This is a genomic window from Azospirillum sp. TSO5, assembly GCF_003116065.1.
GTDB lineage: Bacteria > Pseudomonadota > Alphaproteobacteria > Azospirillales > Azospirillaceae > Azospirillum.
In genome coordinates this window covers 1-12381 of record NZ_LGQY01000093.1, presented here as the reverse complement: position 1 = coordinate 12381, position 12381 = coordinate 1, and the positions used below count along the sequence as shown (strand labels likewise).

General features: G+C 67.3%; 9 protein-coding genes. 2 read left to right on the top strand and 7 right to left on the bottom strand.

The window, feature by feature from the left end:
- Positions 1-27: 27 nt before the first annotated feature.
- Positions 28-1062 carry a zinc metalloprotease HtpX gene (gene htpX, locus TSO5_RS22410; RefSeq protein ID WP_109153707.1) on the bottom strand — a complete coding sequence of 345 codons (1035 nt, stop codon included), beginning with the start codon at positions 1060-1062 and terminating at the stop codon, positions 28-30.
- 93 nt (positions 1063-1155) lie between these two features.
- Here htpX and TSO5_RS22405 point away from each other — a divergent pair, with 93 nt between their 5' ends.
- A complete protein-coding gene (locus tag TSO5_RS22405) occupies positions 1156-1347 on the top strand; it encodes a succinate dehydrogenase assembly factor 4 (protein ID WP_109153727.1) in 192 nt (63 codons plus the stop codon).
- Between the two features lie 21 nt (positions 1348-1368).
- Here TSO5_RS22405 and TSO5_RS22400 read toward each other — a convergent pair whose 3' ends face one another.
- The 5 genes from TSO5_RS22400 to TSO5_RS22380 form a co-directional block, all read right to left on the bottom strand.
- Complete coding sequence (locus tag TSO5_RS22400) at positions 1369-2433, bottom strand: sn-glycerol-3-phosphate import ATP-binding protein UgpC (protein ID WP_109153706.1); 1065 nt, start codon at positions 2431-2433, stop codon at positions 1369-1371.
- Positions 2434-2458: 25 nt separating this feature from the next.
- Positions 2459-3307: a sn-glycerol-3-phosphate ABC transporter permease UgpE gene (gene ugpE, locus TSO5_RS22395; RefSeq protein ID WP_109153705.1), complete on the bottom strand. Its 849-nt coding sequence runs from the start codon at positions 3305-3307 to the stop codon at positions 2459-2461.
- Complete coding sequence (gene ugpA / locus TSO5_RS22390) at positions 3304-4188, bottom strand: sn-glycerol-3-phosphate ABC transporter permease UgpA (protein WP_109075475.1); 885 nt, start codon at positions 4186-4188, stop codon at positions 3304-3306. Before ugpA ends, ugpE begins: the two co-directional genes overlap by 4 nt.
- Before the next feature lie 110 nt (positions 4189-4298).
- Entirely contained in the window at positions 4299-5654 is a 1356-nt protein-coding gene (gene ugpB / locus TSO5_RS22385; protein ID WP_109153704.1) for a sn-glycerol-3-phosphate ABC transporter substrate-binding protein UgpB, read from the bottom strand.
- Between the two features lie 284 nt (positions 5655-5938).
- Positions 5939-7516 (bottom strand): PAS domain-containing sensor histidine kinase, encoded by a 1578-nt coding sequence (locus TSO5_RS22380; RefSeq protein WP_109153703.1) that lies wholly within the window; start codon positions 7514-7516, stop codon positions 5939-5941.
- Between the two features lie 270 nt (positions 7517-7786).
- On the opposite strand from TSO5_RS22380, the gene TSO5_RS22375 reads away from it, so the two are divergent.
- The gene (locus TSO5_RS22375; RefSeq protein ID WP_109153702.1) at positions 7787-8545 is read left to right on the top strand and encodes a SprT family zinc-dependent metalloprotease; all 759 of its coding nucleotides are present in this window, start codon (positions 7787-7789) and stop codon (positions 8543-8545) included.
- Between the two features lie 34 nt (positions 8546-8579).
- On the opposite strand, the gene TSO5_RS22370 is transcribed toward TSO5_RS22375, so the two are convergent.
- Positions 8580-11852, bottom strand: a complete 3273-nt coding sequence (locus TSO5_RS22370) for an EAL domain-containing protein (protein ID WP_109153701.1) — start codon at positions 11850-11852, stop codon at positions 8580-8582.
- Positions 11853-12381: the final 529 nt, after the last annotated feature.

Here is a 12381-nt window from a genome sequence, read left to right as displayed (position 1 = left end):
AGGACCATTGCGGAGATCAGCCCCGGATCAGCCCCACGGGCCGCGGCGGTTCTGCGGCATGAAGCCGCCCTGCCCGCCCTGAGTTCCACCCTGATTGCCACCCTGCGGCGGCGCCCCCCAGGGCGAGCGGCCGTCGCGCGGCGGGGTATGGCCGCCACCGAAGCCGCCACCCCCGAACCCACCACTGCTGAAGCTGCCGGTCTGGGCCGCCATGGCGCGCAGCCGTGCCACCCGCTCGCCCATGTCGGGGTGGGTGGAGAACAGGCTGGCCATGCTGGCGCCGCTGAGCGGATTGGCGATGAACAGGTGGGCGGTCGCCGGATGCGCCTCCGCCTGATAGTTGGCGATGTGGGTGGCGCTGTTGTGGATGTTGGTCAGCGCATCGGCCAGCCAGTTGGGTCGGCCGCAGATCTCGGCGCCGATGCGGTCGGCCTCGAACTCGCGGGTGCGGCTGATCGCCATCTGCACCAGGGTGGCGGCGATGGGGGCGAGGATGGCGGCCAGGATCGCCCCGACCATGCCCAGCGGGTTGCCGCCGCGCTCGTCATTGCTGGAGCCGCCGAAGAACAGGCCGAAATTGGCCAGCATCGACACCGCACCGGCGATGGTCGCGGTGATGGTCATGATGAGGGTGTCGCGGTTCTTCACATGAGCCAGTTCATGGGCCATCACGCCGGCGATCTCCTCCGGCGTCAACCGCTGCAGCAGGCCGGTGGTGGCGGCGACCGCCGCATGCTCCGGGTCGCGGCCGGTGGCGAAGGCGTTGGGCTGGTCGTTCTGGATGATGTAGACGCGCGGCATGGGCAGGCCGGCGCGCTCCGCGAGCCGGGCGACGATGCCGTGGAATTCGGGCGCCGAATAGGCGTCGACCTCGCGGGCGCCGTACATCGACAGCACCATGTCGCCGGAATTCCAATAGCTGAACAGGTTCATGCCCAGCGCGAAGACGAAGGCGATGATCAGGCCGGTCTTGCCGCCCAGCAGGAAGCCGACCGCCATGAAGATCGCCGTCAGGCCGGCAAGGAGAATGGTGGTCTTCAGATAGCTGGTCATGATCGCCATATCGGTTCAGGATGCGCCGAGGCGGGGTAACCCGCCCCGATCCAAGATATGGGCCCGATCCGCGCCCGCGTTCAAGATGCCCGCAGCAGTGCGATGGATATTATGACCGAACAGACCAAGCCGCAGCAGGACGCCGCCGAGACGGTGACCGCCACCGAAGCCGCCCCGGAAACCACGGAGACCAAGGGCCCCGAGCAGAAGCCCGGCGAGATCGGCGGTCCGAAGGGGCCGGAACCGACCCGCTACGGCGACTGGGAATTCAAGGGACGCTGTTCGGACTTCTGATCGGAGAGTGACTCCCCCCGGTCACTCCATCCGACGCCCCGTCACCGCATCGAACAGGTGCAGGGCGCCGTCCTGCGGGGCGACCGTCAGCCGGTCGCGTTCGCGCACGGTGGGAATGCCGGCCATGCGGACCAGCAGCGTCTCGCCGTCCGGCAGGCGGCCATAGACCACCGTGTCGGCCCCCAGCGCCTCCACCAGTTCGATCTCGATGGTGAAGCCGTCCGCGGCGACCGCCAGATGCTCCGGCCGGATGCCCAGCTTGATCGGCCGGCCGGCATCGGTCGCGCGCGGCTGCGGCAGGGGCAGACGCTGTCCGCGCGGCAGCAGCACGGCCTCGCCACGGTCGTCGATGCGGCCGTCCAGCACATTCATCGGCGGCGAGCCGATGAAGCCGGCGACGAACAGGCTGGCCGGGCGCTGATAGACCTCCAGCGGCGTGCCGATCTGCTCGGCCACGCCATGGTTCATCACCAGGATACGGTCGGCCAGCGTCATTGCCTCCACCTGATCGTGGGTGACGTAGAGGCTGGTGATGCCGAGCCGGTCCTGCAGCCGCTTGATCTCCACCCGCATCTGGGTGCGCAGCTTGGCGTCCAGGTTCGACAGCGGTTCGTCGAACAGGAAGGCGGCGGGTTCGCGCACGATGGCGCGGCCCATGGCGACGCGCTGGCGCTGGCCGCCCGACAGCTGGCTCGGCCGGCGGTCGAGGAAGCGGCCGAGTTCGAGGATCTCCGCCGCCTTGTCGACGCGGGCGCGGATTTCCGCCTTCGGAATCCCGCGGATCTTCAGGCCGTAGGCCATGTTGTCGAAGACCGACATGTGCGGGTAGAGCGCGTAGTTCTGGAACACCATCGCGATGTCGCGATCCTTGGGGTCCAGCTGGTTGACCACGCGCCCGCCGATGGCGATCTCGCCGCCGGTGATGCCCTCCAGTCCGGCGACCATGCGCAGCAGGGTGGACTTGCCGCAGCCCGACGGCCCAAGCAGGACGAGGAATTCGCCGTCCTGGATCGCGATGTCGATGCCCTTGATCGCTTCGACCGGGCCGTAGGACTTGCGGACGTTGCGGATTTCAACGGTTGCCATTGTTCTTCTTTCCCTTCGCCCGCGCTTACTTTTCGCTGTCCACAAGACCTTTGACGAACCAGCGCTGCATGAACACCACCACTGCCACCGGCGGCAGCATCGCCAGCACCGTGGTCGCCATGATGATGTGCCAGTCGTTGGCCGATTCGCCGGTGCCGATCATCTTGGTGATGCCGGTCACGATGGTTTCCATGTCGCCGCTGCTGGTGACCAGAAGCGGCCAGAGATACTGGTTCCAGCCATAGATGAAGAGGATGACGAACAGCGCCGCGATGTTGGTGCGCGACAGCGGCAGAACCACGTCGATGAAGAAGCGCACCGGCCCGGCGCCGTCGATCTTCGCCGCCTCCAGCAGCTCGTCCGGGATGGTCAGGAAGAACTGGCGGAACAGCAGCGTCGCGGTGGCCGAGGCGATCAGCGGGATGGACAGCCCGGCATAGGTGTTGATCAGCCCCAGATCGGCGACGACCTTGTAGGTCGGGATGATCCGCACCTCCACCGGCAGCATCAGCGTGATGAAGATCAGCCAGAAGAAGGCCATGCGCAGCGGAAAGCGGAAGAAGGCCACCGCATAGGCCGACAGGATGGAGATGGCGATCTTGCCCAGCGCGATGGACAGCGCCATCACCAGGCTGTTCAGCATCATGGTGCGGACGGGCGTGTACATGGCGCGCTCGCCCGCCTCGCCGACCCAGGCCTGGGCGTAGTTCGCCGCCCCCTCCCCGCCCGGCCACAGCGGCAGGCCGCCGCGCCCGATGGTGCCGGCATCCCAGGTGGAGCCGATCAGCGTCACATAGATCGGATAGGCGAAGATCAGCACGCCGACGATCAGGACGATGTGCGGCACCAGATCGATGAAACGGGTCTGCTTCATGAGTAATGGACCTTGCGCTCGACAAAGCGGAACTGCACCGCGGTCAGCGCGATGACGATCACCATCAGGATGACCGACTGGGCCGACGACCCGCCGAGGTCGTTGTTGACCACGCCGTCCTGATAGACGCGGAAGATCAGCGTCTCCGTCGCCTTGCCCGGCCCGCCCTGGGTCAGGGCGTGGATGGTGCCGAAGGTCTCGAAGAAGGCATAGACCATGTCGACCACCAGCAGGAAGAAGGTGGTCGGCGACAGCAGCGGGAAGGTGATGGTCCAGAACCGCCGCACCGGCCCGGCGCCGTCGATGCTGGCCGCCTCCATCACCGAGCGCGGGATCGCCTGCAGCCCGGCCAGGAAGAAGATGAAGTTGTAGGACACCTGCTTCCAGCTGGCGGCGAGGATCACCATCAGCAGCGCCTGCCCGCCGTTCAGCCGGTAGTCCCAATCAAAACCGAGCGCCCGCAGCGCGCGGCCGAAGGACCCGATGTCGGGATTGAAGATGAACATCCACAGCACCGCCGCGACGGCCGGGGCCAGCGCATAGGGCCAGATCAGCAGCGTCTTGTAGGCGCTGGCGCCCTTGATCTTGGAATCGGCGAGCACCGCCAGCAGCAGCGCGACGCCCATCGCCAGCACCGTCACCGCGACGCTGAAGATCACCGTGGTCTTCAGCGTGTCGAGATAGTTCGGATCGCCCAGCACATAGGTGAAATTCTCGAACCAGACGAACTCGCTGCGGATGCCGAAGGCGTCCTGAAGATGCACCGACTGCCAGACCGCCTGGGCCGCCGGCCAGATGAAGAACACCAGCGTCACCGCCACCTGCGGCGCAAGCAGCAGATAGGGCAACAGCCGGCTGTCGAAGGTGACGCGACGCTGCAAAGGTTGGTCTTTCGTGGGTTAGGCGTTGCGCTAGGGCGGAGTCCCCTCTCCGCCCGCCTCCCCCTCTCCCCGGGGGGAGAGGGGGAGGCGGGAAGGTTTCAGTCTGCCAATCAGCCCTTGTTGGCCCGCTCGAAGTTGCGGAGCACGGCATTGCCGCGCTTGATCGAGGCGTCGAGCGCCTGTTTGGCGTCCTGCTGGCCCTGGAAGGCCTTCTCAAGCTCTTCCTGGATGATGTTGCGGATTTCCGGCAGGTTGCCCAGGCGCAGGCCCATGCTGTTCTCGGTGGTCGGCGTCCGGGTCAGCTGGGCGGCCGGCACGTCGGCGCCGGGGTTCTTTTCGTAATAGCCCTGAGCCTTGGTCAGCTCGAAGCCCTTCATCGTCACCGGGACATAGCCGGTGTCCATGTGCCACTTGGCATCGACCTCGGGCCGGGCGAGGTAGGTGAAGAACTGCGACACCGCCTTGTATTCGGCCGGCGTGCGCTTGGGCGAAGTCATCACCCAGAAGGCGGCGCCGCCGATGATGCTGTTCTTCGGGCCATCCTTGGCGAATTCCGGCCAATAGGGCAGCGGGGCGGCACCCCAGGCGAAGGTCGCCTCCTTCAGAATACGGCTGCGCAGGCCCGATGAGGCATGGATCATCGCGCATTCGCCCGACGGGAACAGGGCGTCAGGCTTGTTGTCGCGGCCGCCATACTTGAACAGACCGTCCTTCTGCATGTCGATCAGCGTCTGGACATGCTTGACGTAGAGCGGCGCATTGATCTTCAGCTCGGCCTTCAGGCCGCCGAAGCCGTTGGCCTGGCTGGCGAAGGGCGTGTTGTGAATGGCGCCCAGCTGCTCGAACTGCGCCCACACCGGCCAGGAGGTGGTCAGCGGGCAGGTGGAGCCCGACGCCTTCAGCTTCTTCGCCGCTTCGATCATCTCCGGCCAGGTCGCCGGCGGCTTGTTGGGGTCGAGGCCGGCCTTCTGGAAAGCGTCCTTGTTGTAGAACATGATGGTGGTGGAGCTGTTGAACGGCAGCGCCATCATCTTGCCGTCCTTGGACGAGTAATAGCCCTTCACCGCCGGGATGTAGGCATTGGCGTCGAAGGACGCCCCCGTCTCCTGCATCAGCTGATAGACCGGCTTCACCGCCGGGCCGGCGGCCATCATGGTGGCGGTCCCGACTTCGAACATCTGCACGATGTGCGGCGCGTTGCCGGCACGGAAGGCGGCGATGGCCGCCTGCATCGTCTCCGGATAGCTGCCCTTGTAGGAGGCGTTGACCTGGACCGCCTGCTGGCTGTCGTTGAAGTCCTTGACGATCTGCTCCAGCTGGCCGCCCAGCGGCTGCGGCAGGCCGTGCCAGAAATCGACCACCGTCTTCTGCTGCGCCAGGGCCGAGCCCGGCAGGGCGGCGGCGAACAGCAGCGCGGTGGTGGTGGCGGCGCCCGTCAGGAGGGCAAGCTTGCGGCGGGTCAACATGCGGTGGGTCTCCCTATCCCGGTATGGTGCGCGGTTGTCATGAGGGCAACGGGTTGCCATCCCGCGACGCTTTCGTGAAGTTTTGGTGGCAAACGCATACGGCGCTGTGTGCGCTTGCGAAAAAGACCGGCGGTACGATGATCGTTTTCGAAACTGTTTGGTTGCTCTAACCGTCACACTGCGCACGCATACCAGGGTCTGTCAAGACGCCGCTTTACAGTTTTATGACGTGAAAACCACGGTGATGAAATGTTGCGGAGCGAAAATGCGCGGGCGCGAAATGTCTAACTTGGGCAGGCGGTATCAGGCCGGCGAACGGGCGGCAGGCTGCGGCTGAGCAGGCGACGCAGGGCGGTCGGGTCGCAGGGCTTGTGGACCATAGGAAAGCCGCTGCGGTCGACGCTGCGCAGCCGGTCGGGATCGGTGTCGCCGGTGACGATGACGCCCGGCACCCGCCGGCCGCAGCGGGCACGCACCGCCTGGATGGCGTCGATGCCGGTCTCCGGCCCCGACAGGCGCAGGTCGGACAGCACGAGGTCGGGAGTGGCGGCGCCCCCGTCCAACCCGGCACAGGCTTCGTCGATGCCGCGGGCGGGGATGACGGCATAGCCCCAGCCCTGCAACAGCAGCCCCATCCCCTCCAGCTGCATGGCATCGTCCTCGATCACCAGCACCGTGCCGGCCGCCGTCGGAGTTGCGGACGCAGACTGGCCGACCGCCGGGTCAGGGTCGCTGTCAGCGGAGTCGTCACCCGACCGGTCACCGTCATTGCCGGCCAGCGGCACCTCCACCGCGAAGACGGAACCCTTGCCAAGCCTGGAGCGCACGGTGACCGGATGCCCCAGCACCTGGGCCAGCCGCCGCACGATGGCGAGACCGAGGCCGAGTCCCTGCTTGCGGTCGCGTCCGGGATTGCCGAGCTGGTGGAAGTCTTCGAAGATCACGGCATGGTTGGCCGGATCGATACCGACGCCGGTGTCCCACACCTCGATGCGCAGGTTCGCACCGCGCCGCCGCGCCGCCAGCAGGATGCCCCCCTTCAGGGTGTAGCGCAGGGCGTTGGCCATGATGGGCCGCAGCAGCCGCTCCATCAGCACCGGATCGCTGGTCACCTGGGCGTCGAGCGGATGGACGTTGAAGCGCAGCCCCTTGGCCTCCGCCTCCGGCCCGAACTCCTCCAGCATCTTGGCGAGCAGTTCGTCGACCGGGAAGGTCTGCGGCTTGGCGGTGACCAGCCCCGCTTCCAGCGCCGACACGTCCAGCAGGGCGCGCAGCAGGGTCTCGCCGCCGATGATCGCCTGCTCCAGCTTGTTCGCCAGTTCGATGGAGGTCGGATCGGTCAGCCGGCCGCTCAGCAGATGGTGGAACAGGTGCATCGCCTGGAAGGGCTGGCGCAGATCGTGGCTGGCCGCGGACAGGAACTTGCCCTTGGCGGTGCGGGCGCGTTCGGCATCGGCACGCGCCTGCGCGGTCTCCGCCCTCGCTTCGGCCAAGGCGGCTGCCGCGGCATCGGCGACCAGCGCCACCGCGCGAATCCGCCCTCCGGCATCCGCCACCGGGGAAAGCGCCAGCGCAGACGGCAGGCCGGGGAGCGGGCCGGCCGCGCTGGCCGCTATCCCGGTCTCCATCACCTGCCGCCGCAGCCCCTCGATCCCGTCGGCGGTGCCGGCGGGCAGACCGGCCTCCACCAGGGTCTTCCCCTCCACCGCGTTTGGCGGGCAGCCAAGAGCGTCGGCGAAGGCACGATTCGCCACCAGCACGCGCCCATCCTCACCAAGCAGGGCCTGAGGCGATCCGCCGACCGACAGCAGGGCGTCCAACCAATCCTCGCGTGTCGGCGTTTGTTCTGGGATGAGAGGCATTGGCGTGTACTCGGCAAGGCTACGGGAAAGACCAACAACAGGAAAACGGGCGGCAGGATCGGCGATAAAAGGGAGGTCCACTGACCGCCGCGTTACCTCTGCTTTATCTTGTGCTCCAATCGATCGTGTCAAATGTGACCTCAGTCCACCCCATGGCCTAAGTTCGTTCGAAAGCCTTAAGACTTAGATCAGAAGCCGGGCCGCTGCGCCATTCCGACAAAGGGCGGAGGACGCTTCCGCATCCGGCGTCGGCCGCGCTATAAGACGCTCATGGTGCAACGCCGCCCCGCCCCGTCCCGTCGCCGCAAGCGATCCGCCGCCCGACCGCCCCAGCCGCCGCGGGCGCTGGAGATTTCCGGCCTGCCGATGCCGCTGGAGTTGCGGGAGAGCGCGCGCGCCACCCGCATGACCCTGCGCGTCGATCCCGGTCGCGGGCTGGTCCAGGTGGTGGTGCCGGTCGGCGTGTCGGAAACCGACGCCCGCCAGTTCGTCGGCCGCCATGACGGCTGGCTGCGGGCGCGGCTGGCGGCGATGCCGCCCTCCCTGCCCTTCGCCGACGGCGCCAGCGTGCCCTATCTCGGCGTCGAGCATGTCATCCGCCACGACCCTGCCCTGCGCGGTGCGACCAGGATCGAGGACGGCGCCCTGCTGGTCGGCGGCCAGCCGGAGCACATCGCCCGCCGCATCCGCGATTTCCTGACCGCCGAGGCCAAGCGCGAACTGGCGACCCGTGCCCGGTTGAAGGCCGCGACCATCGGCGCCCGCGTCGCCGCCGTCACCATCCGCGACACCAGGAGCCGCTGGGGCAGCTGTTCGTCCACCGGCCGGCTGTCCTTCTCCTGGCGCCTGATCCTGACACCCGAACCGGTGCTGGATTATGTCGTCGGGCATGAGGTGGCGCATCTGCGCGAGATGAACCATTCCCCGCGCTTCTGGGCTCTGTGCGCCAGCCTGACCGACGGCACCGGCGTGGAATGGCCGCGGGCATGGCTGAAGTCGAACGGGACAAGGCTGCTGCGGTACGGGTGACCGGTACGGGTGACCGCAGTGCGGGTATGGGCGCCTAGTCCACCACCTCCGCCACCAGCAGCCCGGCCGCGGCGGCATCGCGGCGGACGAAGTCCAGGAAATCCTCGTAGGGCATCGGGCGGCCCAGCAGATAGCCCTGGCACTGGTCGCAGCCCATCCCGGCGAGGCAGTCGTACTGCTCCTCCGTCTCCACCCCTTCGGCCAGCGTCTGCATGCGCAAGGACCGGGCCATGCCGATGATCGCCTCGGCGATGGCGCCGCTGTCCGGGTCGTCGGCCTGCAGGCCGCTGACGAAGCTGCGGTCGATCTTCAGCTTGTCGACGCGGAAGCGCTTCAGATAGGCCAGCGAGGAATAGCCGGTGCCGAAATCGTCGATGGCGAGCGGCACGCCCATTTCGCGCAGCTGCGAGAAGGTTTCCGAGACCACATCGGACTCGTCCATCAGGACGCTTTCCGTCACTTCCAGCTCCAGCGCCGACGGCGGGATGCCGTAGGCCGACAGCCAGCCCGCCACCCGCTCCGCCAATCCGGGGCGGCGCACCTGCACCGCCGACAGGTTGATGGCGATCAGCAGGTCGCGGTGGCGCAGCAGTTCAGACACCCGGCGGCAAGCCTCGCCCAGCACCCAGTCGCCGAGCGGCAGGATCAGGCCGGTGTCCTCGGCCACCGGAATGAACTGGCCGGGCATGATCAGCGTGCCGTCGGGCTGGCGCCAGCGAACCAGCGCCTCCGCCCCGACCAGCCGGCGGTCGTCCAGCGAGAACTGCGGTTGGAAATGCAGCTCCAGCTCGTTGTTGGCCAAGGCGCGGCGCAGGTTGTTTTCGGTCCACATGCGATCCGACGCACGGCGGTTCAGCTCCGGCGTGAAGAACCGGTAGGTCGCACGCCCGGCCTCCTTGGCGGCATACATCGCCATGTCGGCGCTCTTCAGCAGCGCATCGATGCCGGTGCCGTCGTCGGGGTAGATCGCGATGCCGATGGACGGCGTGACCTGCAGCTCGTGCCCGTCGATCAGATAAGGTTCCGACAGGGCGTGCAGCACCTTGCGCGCGACGATGCCGGCGGCGTCGGGGCTGTCCATGTCGCTGATGAGGATGATGAACTCGTCGCCACCCTGCCGGCTGACCGTATCGCTGGCCCGCACGGTGCCGCTCAGCCGCACCGCCACCTCGCGCAGCAGGCCGTCGCCGACCTGATGGCCCAGGCTGTCGTTGATGGTCTTGAAACGGTCGAGATCGACGAACAGCAGCCCCACCTTGGTGCCGTGGCGGCCGGCGGCCAGGATCGCGCGCTCCAGCCGGTCGCGCAGCAGGAAGCGGTTGGGCAGGTCGGTCAGGAAGTCGAACTGCGCCAGATGGCGGATGCGCTCCTCCTGCGCGCGGGTCTCGGTGATGTCGGTGAAGGCGGCGATGTAGTTGGCGACGGCGCCGTCCTCGTTCCTGACCAGCTTGACGCTCAGCCATTCCGGAAACACCTCGCCATTCTTGCGGGTGCTCCAGATCTCGCCGGCCCAATGGCCCTCGGCGCGCAGCTGCGCCCAAAGCTCGTCATAGAATTCCGGCGGGTTGCGGTCGGAGCGCAGGAATTCCGGGCCGCGGCCCAGCACCTCGTCCCGCCCATAGCCGGTGATGCGGGAGAAGGCATCGTTGGCGGCGACGATCTGCCGGTGTTCGTTGGCGACGAACATGCCTTCCGCCGCGTTGTCGAACACCTTGGCCGACAACCGCAGCTGCCATTCCGCCCGCTTGCGCTCGCTGATGTCGCGGGCGATGGCGGAGTAATAGACGTCGCCCTCGTAGGTGATGCGGCTGGCGGTGACCTCAAGCTCCAGCATGCGGCCGTCGGCGGTGAGATAGGCGGTCTCGTAATGGCTGGCAGCGTCCTCGCCCTCCGCGGCGAAGCGCTTCAGCAGGTCGGCCTGCCCCATCACCAGATCGTCCAGCCTGCCGCCCAGCGCCTTGCAGCCGAATGGGTTCACGTAGGCGATGCGCAGGCCGGCGTCGGCCAGCACGACGATCTCGGACACATGGTCGATGAAGAAGTTGGCGAGATAGAGCTGGCGCGCCCGTTCGCGCAGCATGCTGTCGCTGTGCCGGACCCGCAGCTGATAGCCGCCGACGATGCGCCGGATCCAGCCGGTGACCAGCCACGACACGCCGACCGAGGCCGCCAACGCCACGCCCAGCACGGCGACCGTAGTCCAGACCCGCTGGTTGACGCCGCGGCTGATCTCCGCCCGGCGGACCTCCATCTCGCGGCCGACATCGTCGATGTAGGAGCCGGCGACCAGGATCCAGCCCCAGACGTTGGGGGCGGAAACATAGGCCATCTTCGGCGTAGGCCGCGCCGAGACCGGATGGATCCAATCGTAGCGCAGCTCGCCGCCGCCCTGACGCCCGACGTCCAGCATGCGGGTGACGATGTCGCGCTCGGTCTTCCATGGCAGATCGCGGGCGTTCATCCCCTCCGACGCCGGGGCGGTGGGCGACAGCAGCACCTGCCCGTCCTGGCGCAGCACGCCGATAAAGCCGGTCTCGCCGAACCGGAAGGCGCGCAGGCGATCCAGCGATTCATGCTGCAGCCGCGTCTCCACGGCGCTCAGCGAATCGCTGGCTCCGATCAGCCAGTCATAGGGTTCGAACAGACGGACGAAGGCCAGCTTGTCGACGGTCTGCGTCGGATCGTCGGGCTGGTTCACGCGATAGCGGGCGAAGCCGCGCCGGTTGGGGTCATGGGCCGCCCGCATCAGCTCGTCCACGACCGAATCCTCCGCCGTTTCGGGCACGGCGGAGGGCGACGTTCCGTCATTCGGCGCTCCCTCCCTCGACGGGTCCGGCGGCATCAGGAGCGAGTTGCCGTTCATGTCGTGGATGAAGTAGTAGCCGCGACCGCCGGAAAAGCGCAGCGGCCGCAGGGTCTGCTTGATCGATTCCTTCACCGCCGCTTCGGGCAGGATGTTCCGTTCCCGGTCATGGACGCTGCGGGCGATGGCATAGGCCTCGTTCACCTGGGTGCGCAGATGGTCCTTCAGCAGCGGTTCGACGCGCGAGCGCATGTAGGCCAGATAGGACTGCGCATTCTCCACCTCCTGCATCAGAGTCTGACGCTGCTCCTGGAGATAGCGCGTCTCGCTCTGGTGCAGGTCGTGCTCCAGGTCGGCCCAATGCTGCCAGACGAAGTAGAAGCCAAGCCCGAGGACGAGCGCCGACACCAGCGCCATCGACGCCAGGAACTGCAGGCGGTAGAGCCGCGCCTCGTCGGACGAGCGCGACGGCGCACGGACCAGTTCGACGACGGGGTCGGACAAGAAGGGCTCCCTTCGGATAGGCTTTCCGGATGCGAGCTTGGGCCAGCCCCGATGCGCTGTGCAAGTGTTGCTTAATGCTCGCGCCGATTCAACTGCGAGCGAACCAAATCCACCGCGGCGCGACTCTTTGACTGTTTTCCTCTCCCCTGGATCGCCATGGGGCGGCACCGCGGCGAACGGACAGGGAATCGGCGGAAAGTCGGTCCATTCAATCTTAGGCGCGGATTCCCTTCGGCCGGCAACGATTCGACCGCGAAGATTAATGACGCCGCAGGCCGCCGCCGGCGCCCGATCATGGCCAAGCCCGGGCCGGGTTGGGCACGGCGCATCGTGAGGCTTTAAAACGCCCCCCGGCACCGCTATGGTCGCGCGCGCGTGGCTTTGAGACCCGCAAGCCACCCCCGACCCAGCGCCCGAGACCCAGCGCCCGCATCCTCCGGAGAGTGCCGATGATCCCCCGTCATACCGGTCAAGAGGGGATTCGGCGTTCATGGTCAGCGCGGTAGCGCGAAGGACTGCACGGCTGGGC

Bases quoted from the DNA above. Each gene is read 5' to 3' on its own strand.
- htpX (WP_109153707.1), bottom strand. From the start codon at position 1,062: ATGGCGATCATGACCAGCTATCTGAAGACCACCATTCTCCTTGCCGGC.
- TSO5_RS22405 (WP_109153727.1), top strand. From the start codon at position 1,156: ATGGATATTATGACCGAACAGACCAAGCCGCAGCAGGACGCCGCCGAG.
- TSO5_RS22400 (WP_109153706.1), bottom strand. From the start codon at position 2,433: ATGGCAACCGTTGAAATCCGCAACGTCCGCAAGTCCTACGGCCCGGTC.
- ugpE (WP_109153705.1), bottom strand. From the start codon at position 3,307: ATGAAGCAGACCCGTTTCATCGATCTGGTGCCGCACATCGTCCTGATC.
- ugpB (WP_109153704.1), bottom strand. From the start codon at position 5,654: ATGTTGACCCGCCGCAAGCTTGCCCTCCTGACGGGCGCCGCCACCACC.
- TSO5_RS22380 (WP_109153703.1), bottom strand. From the start codon at position 7,516: ATGCCTCTCATCCCAGAACAAACGCCGACACGCGAGGATTGGTTGGAC.
- TSO5_RS22375 (WP_109153702.1), top strand. From the start codon at position 7,787: ATGGTGCAACGCCGCCCCGCCCCGTCCCGTCGCCGCAAGCGATCCGCC.